Raw genomic sequence first — 19,612 nt, forward strand, 5'->3', positions numbered from 1 at the left:
GCCATTGGATACTGTATTCGATGGCCCCTTAGCCAAACCAAATGAGGTACTTGAGGTTTCTCAAAGTAATTACTTAGCAGGTGATTATGAAAGTGCTGTTATACACGCAGAGGATGCACTGAAGTTGGCACATAAAGTAGTAGGTGACGATTTAAATAACTTATTGAAATTCATAGTTAATTTAGGATCATGCTATGAGGAGATTGGAGATATTTCTAAAGCGGAAGCGCTTTATAGTAATTTGCTTCATTCATTAAATAATAATAAAAAAATAAATAATTATGATTACATATCAGTAGAAATTTTGTTTAATGTAGGAGATTTTTATGGGAGTATTAGCCAATATGAAAGAGCAGAGATTCTGTTTAAAGAAGCATTGAATAGTCTTGATAATATTAAAGATAAAGATTCAGATCAAATATTTTTGGAGGAATTAATATTATATGAATTATTGCAAATTTACATTAAAGAAGGCAGAACTAGTGAAGCTGCAATATGTGCAAAAAAAGTATTAACTTTAGAAAATACAAGATTATCGGACGCTAAAAATTACCAAACCCCATTTTATGATTTAAGCCTTCACCATAAACGCCTAGGTGAAATAGATTTATTAAATCGTGATTATAAAGCAGCTGTAAACAATTTTAATGAGTCGATACTGAATTTTAGTAAACAATACAAATCATTATCTAAAAAGCTAAGTGCGTACGCAGTAGAGGCAGAACAAGGATTAGTAATTGCTTGTATGGGGTTGAATGATAATAAACAGGCATATAATAAGCTTAAGAATATCTTGCAAGTTAGTAATCATGTTATAGACTCTGTAACGTTTAATAGTACTAAATATGCATCTGAACCTGGTGGTTTAACTGAAAGTAAATTGAGATATTTTCTGTCAAGCCTTCCATTTAGAATAGAAGATCAATTAAACTTAATCATGTCTTTTTATACAAAACATGCAATTGATCAGGAGGAGGTTAAAAAATTAGCTTTTACTGCTGTGATTCAACGCAAAGGTATTTTGCTTGAGAGAATTAGTAGTGAACAATATTCGGTTCGGCAATTTGCAGCTCCGCATGAGAGGGTGCTCTTAGATAGTGTGAACTATTATGTGTCAGAACTGAGTCATATTTTTGCATCTGGGAATAATAATCCCAGCAGAAAAGCAATTCGTAAATGGCAGTTAGGACACATTCTTGAGGAAAATTTAAGTGCTGCAATTGCGCATAAACGTTCCACTAAAACTACAATTACACTTGATTCAGTGAGGAGGTGGTTACCGCCAAATTCAGGTGTTTTAGAGTTTGTATTGTATAAGCCATATAATTTAGATGCTAAAGGGCTAACGCAGGTGTGGGGTGAGCCACGCTATGAAGGCTTTTTTATGAATAAATCAGGTGCAATCACTAGCTATTCTTTGGGCTCAGTTGCTTCCATCGATTCACTGATAATCGCTTGGCGATCCGCTTTGAAAGACCCTGACAACTCTAGTGTTGATTCCTTAGGTCGAACTGTGTATCAAAAAGTTATTGCACCTTTAATGCCTAATGTTTCATCCATGCAGCATTTGTTTATCTCCCCTGATGGATTAATAAATACTATACCTTTTGCGTCATTGATTGATAATAATAATCGCTTTCTTATTGATAATTATACTATATCTTACTTAGAAAACAGTCGTGAATTAGCTAATATAATTAAAAAAACGGGTGTAAATATTAAGACAACAGAGCCTGTTATTGTGGCTAATCCATCATTTACTATTTCTCCTAAGACAGTCAGAGAGGATAGTTTAAATTGGACTAATTTAATTCATACTAGTGCAGAAGCTAATTCTATAAAAAAAATTGTGCCTTCTGCAATTCTGTATACAAAGCAAGATGCTAATGAGAGCCAAATAAAAAAAATTGCCAACCCTGCCTTTTTGCATATAGCTACCCATGGTTATATATCACCTATACCAGTAAATGACAACAACGAAAAGCTTATTCATGATTACGATGACCTTCGGTTAAAGAAACGCGAATGGGATAACCCTATGTACAAAAGTGGATTAGTTTTAGCTGGAGCGAATGATAGCTATAAAATAGGTAATGATGGTTATTTAACTGCTGCTGAATTAGCAACAATAGATTTGCGTGGAACAGAATTGGTGACTTTATCAGCTTGTGAAACTGGACTAGGAACGTTAACTAATGGAGAGGGGGTATATGGGCTTAAGAGGGCTTTGTTTATAGCAGGTGCTAAAAATATTGTTGTTAGTCTTTGGCAAGTTAGTGATAGTGCAACAACGTTGTTAATGAACTCTTTTTACACTTATTTACGAAAAGGTGAAGGAGTTGCGAAAGCACTGCGGCTTGCTCAGATTGAAATGAAGAACAATTCTAGTTTTAACCATCCTTATTACTGGGCGGGCTTTTCTGTTTTTGGGGGTACACAAAACCTTGTTGGTTTAAAGAGCCCTTCTGTGGTGAATTCCGGAATTCAAGTTGATAATAAAACGTCTAAAATTCAACCATGCTCAGTAGGAAGTGATTATCAACCTTTTGCTGCTGTGCAAATTGAAAATTGGAATAACTATTCCTTGAGTATTTCAGATACTATTGACGAAATAGAACATGATAGCGAAATACTATTGTTAGGTACTCGTAATGGCAAGATGTTTGAAGTCAATATAGGTAGTAGTAATAATAAAATAAAGAACTACTATTTTGTGAAAAGCAATAGTATAAAAAATGATAATAATGTTAATAAAAGAGTTGAAAATATCAAGATTTACAAAGAGCAGGTTATAACTGTAATTAAAGATGTTACTACGTTTGAATATAGTATCGTAGCTTTTTCTAAAAAAACTCGTGCGATAATATGGTCAACTCCTGTGCCCTACCCAAGTAACACAGTTCATCCCTTGATTATCTCTAATAATATAGTTGTATGGGCATCTGCAGATTCTATTATTGGTTTAGATTATAGAAACGGACATATACTGTGGAAAAGTATACTTGGTGATGGAGAGATGCATAGAAGTGAAATGGTAGCAAGAGGCGATGTAATAATTATTGTAAGCTCAAGGAAATCGGATATTTTATTTGTATCAAAGCCAGTTGGCCCTAATGTTATTTACCAAATAAGCATAAGTGATGGAAAGGTCTTGTCACGGTATGATTTAGGAACAATTAACGTATCGAGTGAGATTGTCAACTATAATGATAATATTATATTTTTATATGGAGCTCCTTTAGTTGAATCAAAAAAAGGTATAGTTTCCATAAGTATTAAGACAGGGGCTATCAATTGGAAAATAACAAATCCAAATAGCGAAAGATTATATAGGCCCAAATTGGTTATTTATAATTCACTTCTGATTACTACAGATAAAAAAGGGCTTACTGCCTTTAATGTGAATACAGGAGAATTTATGTGGCGATATGCAACTTTTGGCAGAGAGACGAGCTCACCCGTGCTGAATAATGATCAGATATTTTTCTTCGCAGATGAAATGCAAGATAGAAAAGAATTGCACTTAATATTTAGATATTCTTTAATAACGGGATGTACTAATGCTTTTAAATTAAAAAATGATATTAGTAGTGAGTTGTATTTAAAGGGTAACGAGTTGCTTTTTTCTGTTGATTTTAAAAAATTATATTTATTAAGACCGAGTCAATCTAATTAATTAGTATCATTTAAACTTGCTCCCATATTAGTAAATAGTTTACGTAGAATATTTAGAAAAAACTTTAGCGGATTTGAAATAGAATTAATGAAATACTTGCTTTCACCAAGCTTACAGCAGCGAATTCAATTTGTAGTAAAAGCTAATACCTGTTCCTGTTTATTAATAGGCTCATCACATTAGCCTTGATTAAGATTCACCCAAGCACCCCAGAAGTGCTGTTAGCTATTAGCAGGTACCCGCTCATTCAGAAATAAACATTCAAAGTATTTTTAAGTAGGTTTACGGTGATGAACCTGAGTGAAAAACGAGTATTTCACCCCCACGCTTTTTCCATCTGCACCTTCTTCTGTGCATCAGCCACCTTGGCGTAGCGCATTAGCGTCTTGAGGTCTTTATGAGTGGTAAATTTCTGAAGTACTTCTATAGGCATCCCGCGTTCTAGGCTCTGAGTCACAAAGGTGCGCCGGGCAGTATGAGAGGATAAGAGACTGTACTTTGGTACGCGCTCCATAATTCGTTTAGTGCCTTGATAATGCACTACAAGAGTTGATCTGTCAATACCACAATGCTGTCCAAGTTCTTTCACATATTCATTAAACTTCTGCTGGGAGAGCTTCGGTAGCCCATCAGGATAGCGCTGTAGGATGGTTCGCGAGTATTGGTTAAGGTCTAATCTAAGCCAGTCTCCCGTTTTTACTGTGCGCAGCACCAACTGATCATTCTCTATATTCTCTGGGCGAATGGTGCTAAAATCCGAATGCCTTAGCCCAGTGGTACAGCCTAAGACAAATAAGTCACGCACCTTGGCCATGCGAGGCTCCGCTGACAAGTCTGCTTCGAAGAGCAATTGCAACTCGCTTTGGGTTAAGTAAATAACATCGGCTTCTGTATGCTTCAGGAGCTTGAACTTGCGGAAAGCAATATTGTCAGTCAATCCTTTGTCCAGCGCATAACTCATCACTACTTTAACCCGCTTAAGCTGGTTATTGACTGTGCCATTCGTCATTTCCAACTCTTTGGTCAGAAACCGGACAAAGTCATGGTAAAAGTTAGTGTCTAAATAAGATAAAGTCAGTTTGATACTTCGTTTCGTCGCATAGGTTTTTAAATGGTTCAGCGTGCTCTTGTAGTGCTTAATCGTACCATGCGATTTCGAGGCACTAGTAATGTTAATGTTTTCTGCAAAAAGGTCTAAGAAGTCTTGATTGCTAGGTTTCTCCTGCTTAAGTAACTCTGGAAGCTTACTGGAGGAAGTAGAGAGGTCTTTCAGTCGTTCTTCAACGAGCGCGAAAGAAGGCTCTTCCCCTGCTAAGATGGCATCCTGGACAATCTTGTCAATCCTCCCTTTAATAATCTGGAGCCGTGCGTTAAACTCTACTATTTCTGTAGAACTACCAGCAGCCTTTCCGGCCTTTCCGTTCCAACAGTCAGGTGCAATGCTGTAGCCAGTACTGAACTTCTTCTTGGCACTTTTATGCGTGTACTGAACGTATATAGTGGTTTTGCCGAAGGTTTTTCGGTCACTGCGAATAACTAATTTGGTGGAGGCCATGGTAATCTAGAGGGTAGTTCGGGCTCGTTTCTAAGCCGGCTACCAAATGTAAGTAAAGATTTGAGTGGGCCCATAAGTGGGACCGTAAATATTGTAAAAGCCAAGTAAAGTAAAGTAAAGTAAAAACACGAAGCGCTCTCTGAAGCTCTGTTAAAGGTATTTTTGGAGTGTATATAATAAATGCAGTGTGATCCCAGCGGGATCACCAAAACCCTTCTTGCAAGCTGCAAGGAGGGTTTTTTGTTGTTGGTCGAATATAGAAGAAGCCCGGAGTAAAGCTGTTGACCCAGCTTTACTCCGGGCTTCTTTTGCATTCAAGCAATCAACCAGCCCAACCCTCGCGGTCGAGGCTACGGTACTGAATTGCCTCAGCCAAATGCTCGATACGTATTTCTTCGGTACCCGCTAAGTCGGCAATAGTACGCGCTACTTTCAAGATTCGGTCGTAGGCACGGGCTGAAAGACCTAGGCGCTCCATGGCTGTTTTGAGCAGCGTGCGGCCTGCCGCATCAATTTCACAAATGTCTTTCACCATCTGCGGAGGCATCATGGCATTAGAAAAGATATCAGGAAACTTCGCAAAGCGTGTTGCTTGCAATGCTCGAGCCTTCTCCACGCGCAACTGGATGTCGTGACTCGTCTCTGATTTGCGCGTTTCCGTCATTTGATCGAATGTAACGGGCGTTACCTCTACGTGCAAATCAATACGATCGAGGAGGGGCCCACTCACCTTATTGAGGTAGCGCTGCACGACGCCGGGGCCGCATACGCACTCTTTTTCGGGATGATTGTAGTAGCCACAAGGGCAGGGGTTCATACTAGCAATGAGCATGAAGTTAGCAGGAAAATCGATGCTGACTTTGGCCCGTGAGATAGAAACGCGCCGCTCTTCTAGTGGCTGCCGCATCACTTCCAGTACAGTACGCTTGAATTCCGGCAACTCATCTAGGAACAGCACCCCATTGTGCGCCAATGAAATTTCACCGGGCTGCGGATTGCTGCCTCCACCAACTAGTGCTACATCCGAAATAGTGTGGTGCGGGGCCCTGAAAGGCCTAGTGCCTAATAAGGAAGCATTAGTCCCAAGCTTGCCCGCTACGGAATGAATCTTAGTGGTTTCCAACGCTTCCAACATAGTCAGAGCGGGTAGAATGGTTGGCAAGCGCTTCGCCAACATGGTTTTACCTGCGCCGGGCGGACCAATCATTATGACGTTGTGGCCACCAGCCGCCGCTATTTCCAGGGCCCGCTTGATGTTTTCCTGTCCTTGCACGTCGGCAAAGTCGGCCGCATATTGGTTGGCTTCGTGTTGGAAGATGTCACGCGTATCCAGCACGAGTGGTTCAATGTTAAGGCGGCCTTCAAAGAAATCGATAGCCTCCTGCATAGTTTCGACCGGGATAATGTCGAGGTTATTCACAATAGCCGCTTCCCGTGCATTTGCCTTGGGCAAGACAAACCCTTTGAAACCTTCCTTACGAGCTTGAATGGCAATGGGTAGCACGCCTTTGATCGGCCGTAAAGCCCCGTCTAGCGCTAACTCACCCATGATGATATACTCGGGAAGCCGCTCGGTATTGAGCTGTTGCGAGCCGTGCAAGATGCCGAGCGCAATAGGCAGGTCATAACTGGAGCCTTCCTTGCGAATATCGGCCGGGGCCATGTTCACGACCACCTTCGTACGGGGCATCCGATACCCGCGAAACTTCAGTGCAGCTTCAATCCGTTGCTGACTTTCCTTAATAGCATTATCCGGTAGTCCTACCACGTAGAAGTTGGTGCCTTGCGAAACGACTACTTCGATGGTAATAGTGTAAGCATTAACGCCCTGTACGGCCGAGCCGAAGGTCTTCGTAAGCATATAATCGATAAGAGAAAATAGAATGAAATCAACGAAGATAAAGGAAATAACGCACGAGCTACCATAGTACAAATCCTTAGCCAGAATACTGCTGAAATAAGATTGATAAGTCCATTTAATGCCAGCTAGTTGAAAGCTAACATTAGAAAAAGCCTCCACTACTGCCGATCAAATCAGTAGTGGAGGCTTAAGAATTAGTTAAAGCGAAGAGATTATTTACTTAGCAACCAACTGCTCAATGAGCATAATGAGAATGTGAATAGCTTTGATGTGGATTTCCTGAATGCGGTCGGCGTAACCGGTGTGAGGGGCCCGAATTTCTATATCGCATAGGGCGGCTAGTTTCCCGCCGTCTTTGCCAGTAAGGCCAACTACTTGCATGCCGGTAGCTTTTGCAGCTTCCGCGGCGCGTAAAATATTGGGCGAGTTACCGCTGGTGCTGATAGCGAGCAGCACGTCGCCGGGCCGGCCAAGGGCCTCCACGTAACGGCTGAACACGTAATCGTAGCCGTAGTCGTTGGCGACGCAACTCATATGCGACGCTTCGGTGAGGGCAATGGCTCCGAGGGCAGGACGGTCGTGGCGGTAACGGCCGCTGAGTTCTTCGGCGAAGTGCTGCGCGTCGCAGAGGCTCCCTCCGTTGCCGCAGCTCAGGAGCTTGCCTTTCTGCTGCAAGCTGTCAGCCATGAGGCGCGCAGCTTGCTCGATAGCCCTAAGATTGGCTGGATCGGCAACGAAACGGTCAAGTACAGTTTGGGCTTCAGTAAGTTCAGCCCGGATAAGGTCGGTTAGGGGAGTTGCATCGGTCACGAGGCAAAGATACACGAGCTACGCCAGTGGACTACCGTCGCGGTCGGACGTGAAGGGACGTGCAGGCGATATAGGGGCAGGCGGGGTGTATCCTTCGGGGTGCACGGTGGTGCCAGGGCGGGCGGCACCTACATTGGCGCTCGTGCTGCGTTGCTCTAACTGCTGGTCGTACAAGCGAGCTTTCAGTTCGTTGATTTTGCCTTCGCGCGAGGCTACGTCTCGCCGTAGGAGCACGCTATCCAAGTTTTCGGTGATAAGCTGCAAGGTTAGCAACGCTGCACCGATCAAGAACATAGCGTAGTAAAACGAAGAAGCATCGTTGCCGGCTGTCACAGCCATCAAGCCGTCCCGCGAACCAGGACTTAGCAGTAGCAGCAGCACTAGCAGCAGATACACCATGACGAGAACGGTAACCAAACGTTTTAAAGCGAGCATAAGAAAACGATGCTAAAGTGAAAATCTAATGGCCCGTCGTACGCAAAAACGTAGCAGTCGGGTTAAATATAGGCTTTCGTTACTTGGAATTCCTTGCTACTGCCGAGCTATTTACTTCCAATCGATTCCTAATCAACGCTGCGTGCTAGCAGTTGCGCTTTGCAAAGAATCAAGCCGCTGTTGGAGTGTCTTAAGTTTTTGTAGCTCGATCTGAAACAAATCCTTGGTGGAAAGCTGCTCGAGCGAGTCGAGTAGGCGGCGGGCAACTGCTGTGTCTTGTCGGTCGAGCAGCTTGTTTGCTCTCAGCAGAGCGTTGTCGTAGGCATGGCTGGCAGCTATTTTCTGTTGCAAAGCAGTAGTTGCCTGCTGTTGAGGTGCTTCCTGCGCATGTTGGTACGTGCGCCACAGCCACCGGCCTGCTTGCAAAAGCAGTAAGAGCACGATGATAGTAGCTACATGGCGGCGCGCAGAGTTGGTGGAAGCGGCCATATTTCTGGTGCTCGTAGTCTAACGTGATACAGCTGAGGAGTCAGTTAGTAGGGTAGAGTCGGCTACGACTACCGGCGCCGCACTTGCCGCTTCGGAGGCTTGTAGTTGCTCTTTTAGCTTTTGGTTTCGCTCTTCCAGCCTTTCGAGAGTCGTTTCGTAGCTAGGTCGTTGATTTTGCTGCCACGTCTTATAGCCAAACCGGAGTCCAAGCATCACCAACGCAAGCACCCAAAACCAGCGCGACTGATACCAAGGAGTTTTTGAATCAGGTGCAGACATATTGAACAAGAGAAGCTTAAAGAAAATTACTGTATTACTCCGTCGGGGCGTCTTGCCGTTGACGAGTTCTGAGGGTATCGTAGCGCTGCATGAGCGCCTCGGTAGCAATAAACATATTCGGGTTGGCGTCCGCATCGCGCAATGAGTCGAGCAGGAGGCGGGCCGGAGCGTAATTGCCACCCGCCATAAGAGCATCGGCCCGAGCGAGTAAGGGTTGCCCATTGGCTTCGGCAACAGGAGAGTCGGCTTCGCGTACTACGTGGCCCTTGCCATCAGTTCGAAAGTAGAAGAAGTACGCCATCCAGAGCACCATGCCCAAGAACAGGACGACAATGGAAATCAACGCAACCTTGATGTAGCGCATAGAATATAAAAAGTTGAAGATACTTGCGTCAAACCTACGCAATACTGCCCTATAAACTGTTGTGCTACACCAACGCGGCGTTGGTAGCCTGAAGTTGGCTTAGGCGCTGGTAGAGGCCACCGGGCTGACGCAGCAATTCGTCGTGGGTGCCACGTTCTGCAATACGGCCTTGGTGCAGCACAATGATTTCGTCGGCGTGCTGCACTGTGCTGAGGCGGTGGGCAATTACCAGCGAGGTGCGGTGTTGCATCAACCGAGTTAGCGCTTCCTGCACGAGCTTTTCGCTTTCCGTATCGAGGGCTGAGGTGGCTTCGTCGAGAATGAGGATAGGCGGATTGCGCAAAATTGCGCGGGCAATGCTTAGGCGCTGGCGCTGCCCACCCGAGAGCCGTCCGCCCGGTCGCCAATGACGGTTTGGTAGCCATCGGGGTGGCCATGATGAAGTCGTGGGCATTGGCAATGCGGGCAGCCTCTATCACCTCAGCTTCGGTGGCCTGCGTGTTGAAGCGAATGTTGTTGTAGATAGTGTCGTTGAACAGGATGCTCTCCTGCGTTACGATGCCCATTTGCTCACGCACCGAATGAATGGTGCAGTCGCGCACATCGTGACCATCAATAAGGATTTGACCGCCGGTAGCATCATAGAAACGTGGTAGCAAGTCCGCCAGCGTGCTTTTACCCGAACCTGATGGGCCTACTAGCGCTACAGTTTTACCTTTCTGGATAACCAAGTTGATGTCTTGCAGTACGGGCGTATCGCCGTAGGCAAATTGTAAGTTGCGCAGCTCTATTCGGTGCTGGAAAGGCGGCAGCACTTCAGCATTCGGCTTGTCGCGAATAGTTGGCTCGGTGTCGATAATGCGCAATACTCGCTCGCCGGCCACTAGTCCACGCTGAATGTTGCCAAATGAAGATGACAGCGCCTTGGCCGGCGTGAGCACCTGCGAAAACAGAATCACGTAGCCGATAAACGTTTCGCCCGTCAAACTCGACTGCCCGCCTAGAATCAATAAACCCCGAAATAAAGTAGCCCCGCTACCACCGTGACTCCCGCAAACTCGGAAAATGGGGAAGCTAGGTCGCGGGTGTTGTCGATGGCGCGGGAAGTGCGAGCATACAGGTCGTTTTGCTGCGCAAATTTCTCTTTGATGTAGTCCTGCGCGTTGAATGCCTTGATAACCCGGACGCCACCCAAAGTTTCGTCGATAACTGAGAGCATGGAGCCGAGGGTGCTTTGGCTTTGCTGCGCCTGCCGACGCAAGCGCTTGGAAATACCGGCTATCAGCCCACCTGATATTGGCAGCAATATCAGCGTAAAGAGCGTGAGCGGTACGGAGATGTAAAACAGCAGGGCGAAGTACGCAATAATAGTTAGCGGCTCGCGAATGACGGCCGTCATGGTGTTCACTACCGACGTTTCCACCTCCTGCACATCCGATGTAAAGTGCGACATCAAATCACCCTTCCGCTCGCTCCCAAAAAAGCTAAGCGGTAAGCCAATAATGCGCTGATACAAATCGTGCCGCAAGTTTTGGATGACGCGGGCGCGCACTTTAGCTAATAACCGAAGGCTTAAGTACCGAAATACGTTGCTCAGCAATACTGACACCACCACCACGGCGCACACAAACGCCAGCGCGCCCATCTTGCCCTGGCTAGTTAATACGTCGGCGAAGAAAAAATTAAAGCTATCCTTCACCCAATCGAAGCTAGGGCGAAAGGCAGGCAGGTGGTCGGGTGCCTGCAAAGGAATCTTGTCGGTCTTGTCGAAGAGGACGCTCAACAAGGGAATGATGAGCGTGAAATTGGCTAGCCCAAAAAAAATGTTCAGCAGCGTGTACAGTAAATATTGCGGCAGAAAATTGGCCAACGGCCGGGCGTAATGCAGAATGCGCAGGTAGGTCTTCATCGGAAGCAGCAAAGGTAACGCATCTGCTAAGCTTGGTAACGGTGCGGCACCAAGCGGGTGAGCAGACTACTTTGCTTCGAAGACGGCTACCACCTCAATTTGCCCTAAAATGTGGCGGTTGAACTCTGCAAGTTCTTCGGCCGGTACCCACAATTCCTCATGCTCCCGGTTGCCCACATTTTGCACCGGAAATGAAGCTGCATAGTCGGCGTCCACGGCAAAGCGCAGCACATAGCCCACGCCGTAGTACGGTACGTTCCAATCGCGCGCTATCTGAGCGGCGTACTCCTCGTTCAGCACCGGGTAAAATATGGGCTGCTCCGGTAAGCGCGGTGGAAATTCCACCCACCCAGAAGCGGCTATCAAATCCATTTCCTGCTGGTTAACTGGACGATAAAGCAACAGGTTAGCAGGCTCGTGACGCATAGATGCTTGATAGAGTGACTCAAAGAAATAATTGTAACTGCTAACCCAGCACTGTTTTGCAAGACCCTGCCGCACGGACAGTTCCTTTACATAAAAGGTCTTCTTGCGAGGGATGAATCCTTAGCAAGTGGGCGCTAAATCAACGATTAAAACTCGTGTAGGCGCTGCGCAATGTTCCAGCGTAAGGCCAACGATGGGAATACCGTATTTTGGGTAGCGGCATCGATAGACGACTGACGGCGCACAATCAGCTTGGCATCTAGCCACAGGTTGTGCCGCGGCTGATAAGTGGCCGTGAAATCGGTGTGGACCAAATGGGTGCGGTTGCCTTGCCCTACATTGTTGCCATAGTTTTGCTCTTCCGGTTTGGTGTCGTAGGAAATCAGCGGGTTACCACCGTAGTTCTTGATAGAACCATCATCATAAGTTCGGTCAAGGCCTTGCACGGTGTAAAACAACTTACCCACCAACTGCAAACGCGGAATGGGCTGGTAGCTCACTATGCCGAGCAGTTCATACAAGTTGGCGCCCATCGGGTGGGCGAGGGGCTGCTGATAGTTCTGGTAGTCGGTATAGCTGTCTTTGTGCTGATAGGTGTATGGGCGGATGTAATTGAATTCTCCCTGCACATCAAGCGTGCGAATACCAGCCACATCCACATATTTGGCGCCTAACTGGAATGCTTGCTTGTTGGCCCACCAACCGTTGCCGGCGCGTACTTCGCTCAGTTTGAACTCGTCCAGCATCAACTGACCATAAAGCTGCGCTGTGTTTTTGATGTTCCATTTGAAATCCAGACCTAGCACGGTGTTGTCAGGCGAGCCAACTTGCTGCTCAACTGCCCGATAGAAGATGATGGGGTTCAAGTATTGCAATTCAAACCCGCGGCGCTGGCTGCCAGGAATAGGCTGCCCAGTTTTCTTATCCCGTACGAAGTTACGGCCACCTAAAATGGTACTTTCGAATACGCCTACATTGAAAGTTGGCGTCACATCAAAGCTAAGGTGATGTAGCGCCATGTATTTCTTTCGATAGATGGTATCTATCGGGCTACCGTTCTGGTCGTAGCTGCGGTCGGCAATCATTTCGGTGAACAGGTTCTGGTAGTTGAGCTTCCAGATACGCGTGTTCAGCTTCAGAAAGAAATAGGGGGCGCTGTAGTCGGAGAGGATGAGGGAGCGGTAGCCGTTGCCAATAAAGTTTCGGTCGTGGCCAAGTTGCACGCCGATGTGCTTGGTGGCTGCGTACGTGACGTAGCCGCGGGCCGTGAAAAAGTCGTATTGGTCGCCGCCAATAACCTTAAAGTCTTTCCAGTAGCCCTCATGCGGTACTGATCTATCGCGCTTGATGCGGATGCGTTGCTGCACATAGGCCGGCACGCCTTGCTGGTTGTCGGCCAAGAAAGTGTAGAAGCCCAATCGCTCGTCGATAGTGCCTTCCACCTGTACGCCCCGCGTGTTAACGTAGCGCAGCCCGTCAGTTTCCGAATCCTTGCCAGCCGAAAGCCCGAGTACCGGATTTATGCGCAGCGTAAAATCGGGAATAGACACACTATAAAGGTCGGATTGGCGCTGATAGAAGTGCTTAAGCACTGGTTGGCGGCTTCGATTGGATGCATCAGCCCGTGCAGAGTAGTTCCAATTGTCGCGCAGTAAGTATTCTGCATTGAAGCGGTCCTGCGCCGACAAGTTTGCGCTGTCGGCCAGCATTCGTTCGGCCAAGCGTACCACAACTGTGCGAGTGTATGGGCGAACGGACGTGTGCAGATTGTTGCCTATCGAGTCGCCACCATATTTAATAGCGTACCGGTCGATCAGCCGGTACACGTCTGCATCCAGCGGTACCGTGTTAGGTGCCGTTGGGGCGTCGGCTGTCGGAACTTGTGGTGGCGGAATGGGGCCGTCAAACTGTACCGACATGCTTTGGCCTGCAACTTGGCTAGCGAATAAGGCTTGAGATGCTAAAAAGAGAAGATATTTTTTCATAAAACGGAGTCTGCTCTCTGAAAACGAGTGCGCAATCCAACAAACCTACGCACTTGCCACAAGAGTAAGACGCAGCAACGTGGCTAAGTGGCTGTTCCGTATATCCAAGCAGGTTGAGTTGCGGGGTTTATAGTGCCCCGAGGGAGGCGGATGTTTACATTTGCCGCGTGTCACCTCGTCTGCTCCGCTATTCCGAACTCGACCTTGCTGCTTGGGACGCATGTGTAGCGGCGGCCCGAGAGGTAGTGCCCTATGCGTGTTCGTGGTGGCTTCGCGCAACGGCAGGGCAGTGGGAAGCTTCGGTGGAAGTAGAGGAAAGCACAGGCCGGTACTTATCGGTGCTGCCACTGCCCACAAAATGGCGTCTTGGGGGCGGGAAATATACCAGCCAGCCTTCACGCAGCAGCTTGGCTTGTTGGCGCTGCCAGAAAGCCAATTTCCTGATGTGCTGCAGCACCTGAGCCATTTACCGAAGCGCTACGCCCGCTTGTATATCCAGCTCAACGACCAGACGCCGCTACTACCACCGCTGTCTTTCACCAGCCAAACTCGCATCACCTACCACTTGCCGCTACACCCTGAGTATGCTACGTTGCGCGCTGGCTACGCGGCTGACTACCGCCGTCGGCTGCGACAGAACAACGAACTGCCCGCTCCACTTACTGTTTCGCAGTCCTCTTCTGTAGAAGAAATGCTAGCATTATTCAAGCAATACAGCGGAAAGGCAGCCGGCCTGAAAAGCCGACATTACCAGCAACTGCAAGCCTTGTATACGGTACTGCAACAGCACAACCAAGCACTACCGCTGGAGGTACGGGCGTTTGAAACCGGCGAACTACTTGCGGCGGCGCTGTTTGTAAGATTTCGTACGCGGCTTGTCTATTTATTTGCGGTCGCCTCGCCAGCCGGTAAAAAAGCTGCGGCTCCATTGCTGTTGCTCGACAGCGTAATTCAACGTCATGCTGGCACTGACCTTGTGCTTGATTTCGAGGGCGGCATGATAGAATCAATTGCCCGTTTTTTCGCCAACTTCGGGGCCACGCCCGTACCCTATGCGGCCCTTTCTTTCACCCAACGTCCCTGGTATCTGCAATGGATCCGCTAACCCCCGACACTTCCGACCTGACCGGCGCTGAGTTGGCCCCCCGCGTGCATGTTGTGTGCGCCGAGCCCTCAATTGCCAACCATTTTCTAGCCGAACTGCGCGATGTGGAAGTGCAACGCGACTCCCTGCGCTTCCGACGCAACCTGCAGCGCCTCGGCGAAATTATAGCCTACCGCATCAGTTCCCAGCTTAGCTACACCGACAAAACCGTGCAAACCCCGCTCGGTGAGTCCCGCAGCAAGCAACTCCGCGACTTTCCCATCCTAGCGACGGTGCTCCGTGCCGGCCTGCCATTTCACCAGGGCTTTCTCAACTATTTCGATCAGTCGCCTAGCGCTTTTGTGGCGGCGTACCGCATCGAAGGCACGGCCCAGGTGCAAGTGCAGGTCGATTATCTGTCGGCGCCGCGGCTCGATGAGCGGGTTTTGATTCTGGCCGATCCTATGCTGGCTTCCGGCAAGTCGTTGGTGCAAACCTACCGGGCCATGCTGCGGTTCGGTACGCCCCGTCAAGTACACATTGCCGCCGTTATTGCCAGCCCGAAGGCGTTGCCCACGTCACCCGCGAGATTCCTGAAGCTACACTTTGGGTAGCCGCCATCGACGAAAAGCTAAACGATCAAGCCTATATCGTGCCTGGCCTCGGTGATGCTGGTGACTTATCGTATGGCAGCAAGCTATAGGAGGACGTGGTGAACTGAATTAAAAGCATCATATACTGAAAGTTTCACGTTTAAATGTTCTTGTTGTTACTTTCTTAGTTTGAACCAACACAGTGCTTTAGTTCTTTGTAATTTCAAGTTCGACCACGGCAACTTTTCTTCTTTATCCTCTGCTGCTCACCTCGTGTTACCGCACCTCTTCAAATACGCCTCTGTTTTCTTGTTGGGGATGGTCAAGTTTGTGGCCGCTCCAGTAGCGGGCATTGCTGCCGGGCTATCGTTTCCTCTCATTTGGGGACTATCGGTAGCAGGCATGATGACCACAGTGGTACTTGTTTCGGGGTAGGGAAGATGTGGGCACTGCATTTACGCCGCAAGCGCGAGGAAAAAGGCAAGCCATTGTTTAGTCGTAAGAGCCGCCGTATCGTGAGCATCTTTCGGCGCTTCGGTATGGGAGGTATTGCCTTCTTGACTCCTATTCTGTTTAGCCCCATTGGCGGCACCGTCATTGCTACCCAACTGCATGTGCCTCGCTGGCGTATTTTGTTTCACATGCTATGGAGCGCCGTGCTGTGGGCGGAGCTTTCACAATGCTAGCCATCCGTTTCAGTCACTTAGCCATATTCCATCATTGAACTAGAGTGTAGCTCTAAACGAGTGTTATAAAACCAAAGCGGCGTGCCACATGGCACGCCGCTTTGGTTTTCGGTAAGCATTGTATGCAGAAGCTGCCGCTGTTTCATAATTCTACTTTCGTTTGCCTTTTGAGCGAGCAATAGCCGCTTTTACGGCTTTCACGGCGGGCTTGGAGGCACTACCCTTTGAGGGCCGAGCCTTGTTGCCTTTCTGGCTACGGTTAGGCCCTTCCACGTAAGTCCGACCCGTACGCTTGTCAATCGTCACGCCGGGCTTCACGTACTCTTTCCGTTCGTGGAAAGCCCCTTTGAAGTTCGGGTCCTCGCGGCGCCGACGCTCATCCTGCTCGCGGTTCATGCTCTGCTGCTCTTCAAACGGCGTTTCGGCTACTTCTACCTCGGCTGGAAACGGTACCAACGGAATTGGCTGCTTGATTAGCTCTTCAATGCGGGCTATGTGGTGCATTTCGGCTTCATTGGCGAAGGTGATGGCTGCCCCCGTATGCTGTGCCCGCCCCGTGCGCCCAATGCGGTGCACATAGTCGTCATAAATCAAGGGCACATCAAAGTTGATAACGTGGCTCACTTCCGGCACATCGATGCCGCGGGCAGCTACGTCCGTGGCTACCAGAAAGCGCACTTTTCCCGCTTTGAAATCCTCCATAGCGTTGATGCGCGAGTTCTGGCCTTTGTTGCCGTGGATGGCCCGCACCTCGCCAGCTATTCTGCGACCCAAAAAGTGCGCTACATTTTCGGCGTGCACCTTGCTGCGCGTGAAAATCATAACTCGGTTGAAGCTTTCCTGGTCGCGGAGCAAGTACCCGAGCAAGTTGATCTTGGTCACTAAGTTGGGCACCTCGTACAAACTCTGAGTCACATTCTGAGCAGAGGTAGCCGAAGGCGTTACCTCAACCCGCATCGGAAACTCCAGAAATTCCTCGCTCAGCGTGGTGACTTTCTCGGCCATAGTAGCTGAAAACAGCGCGTTCTGCCGCTTGCTCGGAATGACTTCCAGAATCTTGCGAATCTGGGGCATAAAGCCCATATCCATCATCTTGTCGGCCTCATCGAGAACCAACGTTTTCAGCTCTTTCAGCACCAAGTCGCCCCGTAAGTACAGTTCCAACAACCGGCCAGGCGTGGCAATCAAAATGTCTACACCTTTCGCAATAGTTTCGATCTGCGTTTTTGGTCCCAATCCGCCGTAAATGGCGAAAATGCGGAGATCAGTGTACGTGGCGAGGCGCTTGAGATGGGTCTCAATCTGCATGGCTAGCTCACGCGTAGGAGCCATAATAAGAGCCCGCGGATTTTGGCCTTGGGCGTATTTTACTTTCATCAGGAGCGGCAATCCGAAGGCAGCCGTCTTACCGGTACCAGTTTGTGCAATACCTAGCACGTCGTGGCCAGCCAGCAGCAACGGAATAGTTTGCATCTGCACGGGCGTGGGCTCGGTGAAACCGGCTTCGGCCACGGCCGTGAGTAATTGCTTGTTGAGCTTGAAATCGGCGAAAGAAACCGCCTGTGGCGTATCGGACATGACAGAAGAGGAATTACGAGGCGCAAAGGTACGGAACCCTATCCCAACCCACAGGTGAAAGCTATAGAGCAAGTTACACTCGCGCAGGAAGAGGTTTTGCGCCTTTGTTTGATGATCAACAACACTGCCGATATAAAAAAGTGCTTGTTAAACTTGCGAATTCGTCTACATCCGCTACTTTTGTTGCTCCATTGCCCAACATGGTAGGTATAGCTCAGCCGGTTAGAGCGTCGGATTGTGATTCCGAAGGTCGTGGGTTCGAGCCCCATTACTTACCCACTACGAAAGCCCCAAGCAGTATGCTTGGGGCTTTTTCTTTTAATGTCTAGCTGCTCTTTACCAAGTATTTAGCTCCCGCCACAGCTTGCCGTGGTGCAGCTAATTCAACAAAAACGGGCGTAGTGCGGAAGGATTTGGATATTTGTGGCGTTGCAAGACAAATCATCTGCTTGAATCACTCTTACTCCTTTTAATATGAGCTTGGTCGTAATCGGCTCCGTAGCCTTCGATGCCCTAGAAACGCCCTTTGGCAAAACCGACAAAATCATCGGTGGTGCTGCTACTTACATCTCTCTTTCGGCTAGCTACTCGCTTAAGCCGGTGAAGCTGGTGGCCGTAGTAGGCGACGATTTTCCGCAATCCGACATTCTGCTCCTTGAAGAGCACGGCGTGAACACGGAAGGTTTGCAAATCAAAGAAGGTGAGAAGTCGTTTTTCTGGTCAGGAAAGTATTCCAACGACCTGAACTCGCGCGAAACGCTGGTTACGGAACTCAACGTACTAGCCAATTTCGACCCCATTATCCCCGATAGCTACCAGGATTGCAAGTACCTGATGCTCGGCAACCTGGCGCCTCAGGTGCAGCGGCTAGTGATTCAGCGCCTTGTTAACCGCCCCAAGCTCATCGTTATGGACACGATGAACTTCTGGATGGATGTGGCGCTCGATGAGCTGAAAACGACCATTGAAATGGTAGACGTGCTGAGCATCAACGACGAAGAAGCTCGTCAGCTTTCAGGCCAACACTCCTTGGTGAAAGCCGCCAAGATTATCATGGGCATGGGCCCAAAGACAGTCATTATCAAGAAAGGTGAACATGGTGCGCTGCTGTTCTGCAAAAACAAAGTGTTTTATGCGCCAGCCTTACCCTTAGAAGAAGTATTCGATCCAACCGGCGCCGGCGACACGTTTGCGGGTGGCTTCATCGGTTACCTCGCCGCTACCGACGATATCAGCTTCGAGAATATGAAGCGCGCAGTTGTACACGGCTCGGCTATGGCTTCTTTCTGCGTAGAGAAGTTCGGTACGGAGCGTTTGCTCAACCTGACGCCCGAAGAAGTGGAAGCTCGGGAGCAGAAGTTTGCCGATCTAGTGGCTGTAGTACCCGCCACAGCTGCTCAGGACGTGTAGCTTAGTATAAGCTGAAGCGAAACTCGTAAAGAAGCCGCCGGAAACTGAAGCCTCATGCTTTAGCTTCTGGCGGCTTCTTTCATAAAGTCTGCTTTGTTTCGACAACCCTTTAACTGGCGAGGCGGTAAAAGAAAGCGTAATGCTTCACCCTTAGCTCTACTGCCATGTCCAAGCATAAAAAAGAAAACCCCGCCTCGAATCAGAAAGTTAGCTCGCCTATGGGCCCTGACGCACTGAATGGTACCCCCGCGTCCATCGACCCCAATATGAAGGCGGATGCAAGTGGTGTGCAAAATTTGAATCAGAACCACATTACTGAAACCGGCAACGAGACAAAGAATAATACACCCGGCGGTAATTCCAATGAGATACGGTCGTCGCGGATCAATAAGCCTCGCAACAGCCCAAATCCAAGCCAGCAAAACCAGAAGTAGAAACATTTCCTGATTGAAAAGCCCCGTTGAGCTTCAAC

16 protein-coding genes, 1 tRNA gene and 2 pseudogenes are annotated in these 19,612 nt (G+C 48.3%); 8 read left to right on the forward strand and 11 right to left on the reverse strand.

All coding sequences use genetic code 11. The features are described from left to right. The first annotated feature begins 4 nt into the window (after nt 1-4). Entirely contained in the window at nt 5-3,676 is a 3,672-nt protein-coding gene (locus MUN86_RS02450) for a CHAT domain-containing protein (protein WP_245121298.1), read from the forward strand. Nucleotides 3,677-3,992: 316 nt separating this feature from the next. Here MUN86_RS02450 and MUN86_RS02455 read toward each other — a convergent pair whose 3' ends face one another. The 10 genes and pseudogenes from MUN86_RS02455 to MUN86_RS02500 all read right to left on the reverse strand — a co-directional run bounded on the left by MUN86_RS02455 (nt 3,993) and on the right by MUN86_RS02500 (nt 13,723). Beyond that, on the reverse strand, nt 3,993-5,231 hold the full coding sequence (locus tag MUN86_RS02455) for a site-specific integrase (protein ID WP_245121301.1): 1,239 nt from the start codon (nt 5,229-5,231) through the stop codon (nt 3,993-3,995). Between the two features lie 322 nt (nt 5,232-5,553). Then, a complete protein-coding gene (locus MUN86_RS02460; protein ID WP_245121303.1) occupies nt 5,554-7,092 on the reverse strand; it encodes a YifB family Mg chelatase-like AAA ATPase in 1,539 nt (512 codons plus the stop codon). A gap of 216 nt (nt 7,093-7,308) precedes the next feature. Beyond that, entirely contained in the window at nt 7,309-7,902 is a 594-nt protein-coding gene (gene lpcA, locus MUN86_RS02465; RefSeq protein WP_245121306.1) for a D-sedoheptulose 7-phosphate isomerase, read from the reverse strand. Between the two features lie 18 nt (nt 7,903-7,920). Then, nucleotides 7,921-8,337, reverse strand: coding sequence for a hypothetical protein (locus tag MUN86_RS02470; protein WP_245121309.1), 417 nt, complete (start codon nt 8,335-8,337; stop codon nt 7,921-7,923). 132 nt (nt 8,338-8,469) lie between these two features. Continuing rightward, complete coding sequence (locus MUN86_RS02475) at nt 8,470-8,826, reverse strand: hypothetical protein (RefSeq protein ID WP_245121312.1); 357 nt, start codon at nt 8,824-8,826, stop codon at nt 8,470-8,472. Between the two features lie 18 nt (nt 8,827-8,844). Further along, nucleotides 8,845-9,105 (reverse strand): hypothetical protein, encoded by a 261-nt coding sequence (locus MUN86_RS02480; protein ID WP_245121315.1) that lies wholly within the window; start codon nt 9,103-9,105, stop codon nt 8,845-8,847. A gap of 34 nt (nt 9,106-9,139) precedes the next feature. After that, nucleotides 9,140-9,469, reverse strand: coding sequence for a hypothetical protein (locus MUN86_RS02485; protein WP_245121317.1), 330 nt, complete (start codon nt 9,467-9,469; stop codon nt 9,140-9,142). A 64-nt stretch (nt 9,470-9,533) separates the two neighbouring features. Then, nucleotides 9,534-11,378, reverse strand: a pseudogene (locus MUN86_RS02490) (ABC transporter ATP-binding protein). A gap of 66 nt (nt 11,379-11,444) precedes the next feature. Continuing rightward, the gene (locus tag MUN86_RS02495) at nt 11,445-11,804 is read right to left on the reverse strand and encodes a hypothetical protein (RefSeq protein WP_245121320.1); all 360 of its coding nucleotides are present in this window, start codon (nt 11,802-11,804) and stop codon (nt 11,445-11,447) included. Between the two features lie 146 nt (nt 11,805-11,950). Then, nucleotides 11,951-13,723: a hypothetical protein gene (locus tag MUN86_RS02500; protein WP_245121322.1), complete on the reverse strand. Its 1,773-nt coding sequence runs from the start codon at nt 13,721-13,723 to the stop codon at nt 11,951-11,953. Between the two features lie 424 nt (nt 13,724-14,147). Between MUN86_RS02500 and MUN86_RS02505 the strand changes: the two genes are divergently transcribed. From MUN86_RS02505 to MUN86_RS02520, 4 genes and pseudogenes are all read left to right on the forward strand, one after another. Beyond that, nucleotides 14,148-14,894 carry a GNAT family N-acetyltransferase gene (locus MUN86_RS02505; protein WP_245121325.1) on the forward strand — a complete coding sequence of 249 codons (747 nt, stop codon included), beginning with the start codon at nt 14,148-14,150 and terminating at the stop codon, nt 14,892-14,894. After that, a pseudogene (gene upp, locus MUN86_RS02510) lies at nt 14,882-15,576 on the forward strand (uracil phosphoribosyltransferase). The gene MUN86_RS02505 and the pseudogene upp overlap by 13 nt, the downstream one beginning before the upstream one ends. 163 nt (nt 15,577-15,739) lie before the next feature. Continuing rightward, nucleotides 15,740-15,901, forward strand: coding sequence for a hypothetical protein (locus MUN86_RS02515; RefSeq protein WP_245121328.1), 162 nt, complete (start codon nt 15,740-15,742; stop codon nt 15,899-15,901). Between the two features lie 5 nt (nt 15,902-15,906). Further along, nucleotides 15,907-16,152 carry a hypothetical protein gene (locus MUN86_RS02520; protein WP_245121330.1) on the forward strand — a complete coding sequence of 82 codons (246 nt, stop codon included), beginning with the start codon at nt 15,907-15,909 and terminating at the stop codon, nt 16,150-16,152. A 150-nt stretch (nt 16,153-16,302) separates the two neighbouring features. Here the strand turns inward: MUN86_RS02520 and MUN86_RS02525 are convergent, their stop codons facing one another. Next, complete coding sequence (locus tag MUN86_RS02525; protein ID WP_245121333.1) at nt 16,303-17,730, reverse strand: DEAD/DEAH box helicase; 1,428 nt, start codon at nt 17,728-17,730, stop codon at nt 16,303-16,305. A 203-nt stretch (nt 17,731-17,933) separates the two neighbouring features. Here MUN86_RS02525 and MUN86_RS02530 point away from each other — a divergent pair. From MUN86_RS02530 to MUN86_RS02540, 3 genes are all read left to right on the forward strand, one after another. Next, a tRNA-His gene (locus tag MUN86_RS02530) sits at nt 17,934-18,007 on the forward strand. Nucleotides 18,008-18,204: 197 nt separating this feature from the next. Continuing rightward, nucleotides 18,205-19,140, forward strand: coding sequence for a PfkB family carbohydrate kinase (locus MUN86_RS02535; protein ID WP_245121336.1), 936 nt, complete (start codon nt 18,205-18,207; stop codon nt 19,138-19,140). 164 nt (nt 19,141-19,304) lie between these two features. Further along, on the forward strand, nt 19,305-19,574 hold the full coding sequence (locus tag MUN86_RS02540; RefSeq protein ID WP_245121338.1) for a hypothetical protein: 270 nt from the start codon (nt 19,305-19,307) through the stop codon (nt 19,572-19,574). Nucleotides 19,575-19,612 lie beyond the last annotated feature (38 nt).

The sequence above is a fragment of the Hymenobacter volaticus genome, from assembly GCF_022921055.1.
Lineage (GTDB): Bacteria > Bacteroidota > Bacteroidia > Cytophagales > Hymenobacteraceae > Hymenobacter > Hymenobacter volaticus.

Bases quoted from the DNA above. Each gene is read 5' to 3' on its own strand.
- MUN86_RS02455 (WP_245121301.1), bottom strand. From the start codon at position 5,231: ATGGCCTCCACCAAATTAGTTATTCGCAGTGACCGAAAAACCTTCGGC.
- MUN86_RS02460 (WP_245121303.1), bottom strand. From the start codon at position 7,092: ATGCTTACGAAGACCTTCGGCTCGGCCGTACAGGGCGTTAATGCTTAC.
- MUN86_RS02470 (WP_245121309.1), bottom strand. From the start codon at position 8,337: ATGCTCGCTTTAAAACGTTTGGTTACCGTTCTCGTCATGGTGTATCTG.
- MUN86_RS02475 (WP_245121312.1), bottom strand. From the start codon at position 8,826: ATGGCCGCTTCCACCAACTCTGCGCGCCGCCATGTAGCTACTATCATC.
- MUN86_RS02480 (WP_245121315.1), bottom strand. From the start codon at position 9,105: ATGTCTGCACCTGATTCAAAAACTCCTTGGTATCAGTCGCGCTGGTTT.
- MUN86_RS02485 (WP_245121317.1), bottom strand. From the start codon at position 9,469: ATGCGCTACATCAAGGTTGCGTTGATTTCCATTGTCGTCCTGTTCTTG.
- MUN86_RS02495 (WP_245121320.1), bottom strand. From the start codon at position 11,804: ATGCGTCACGAGCCTGCTAACCTGTTGCTTTATCGTCCAGTTAACCAG.
- MUN86_RS02500 (WP_245121322.1), bottom strand. From the start codon at position 13,723: ATGTCGGTACAGTTTGACGGCCCCATTCCGCCACCACAAGTTCCGACA.
- MUN86_RS02505 (WP_245121325.1), top strand. From the start codon at position 14,148: ATGGCGTCTTGGGGGCGGGAAATATACCAGCCAGCCTTCACGCAGCAG.
- MUN86_RS02520 (WP_245121330.1), top strand. From the start codon at position 15,907: ATGTGGGCACTGCATTTACGCCGCAAGCGCGAGGAAAAAGGCAAGCCA.
- MUN86_RS02525 (WP_245121333.1), bottom strand. From the start codon at position 17,730: ATGTCCGATACGCCACAGGCGGTTTCTTTCGCCGATTTCAAGCTCAAC.
- MUN86_RS02535 (WP_245121336.1), top strand. From the start codon at position 18,205: ATGAGCTTGGTCGTAATCGGCTCCGTAGCCTTCGATGCCCTAGAAACG.
- MUN86_RS02540 (WP_245121338.1), top strand. From the start codon at position 19,305: ATGTCCAAGCATAAAAAAGAAAACCCCGCCTCGAATCAGAAAGTTAGC.